This is a genomic window from Kitasatospora griseola (genome assembly GCF_014648555.1).
In the GTDB taxonomy this organism is placed as follows: domain Bacteria; phylum Actinomycetota; class Actinomycetes; order Streptomycetales; family Streptomycetaceae; genus Kitasatospora; species Kitasatospora griseola.
On the sequence record NZ_BMRI01000012.1, the window covers coordinates 214,187 to 214,390 of the forward strand.

Sequence of the window (204 nt, forward strand, 5' to 3'; positions counted from 1 at the left end):
CCATGGCACCGGGACCACGCTCGGCGACCCGATCGAGGCTCAGGCTCTCCTGGCCACGTACGGCCGGGACCGGGTGGAGCCGTTGTGGCTGGGTTCGGTGAAGTCGAACCTCGGCCACACCCAGGCCGCCGCCGGCGTCGCGGGCCTGATCAAGATGGTGATGGCGATGCGGCACGGCGAACTGCCGCGGACCCTGCACGTGGA

General features: G+C 71.1%; 1 protein-coding gene. It reads left to right on the top strand.

The window, feature by feature from the left end; genetic code table 11:
* The coding region (locus tag IEZ12_RS40910) for a hypothetical protein (RefSeq protein WP_229847648.1) at positions 1 to 204 on the top strand (204 nt) is incomplete at both ends.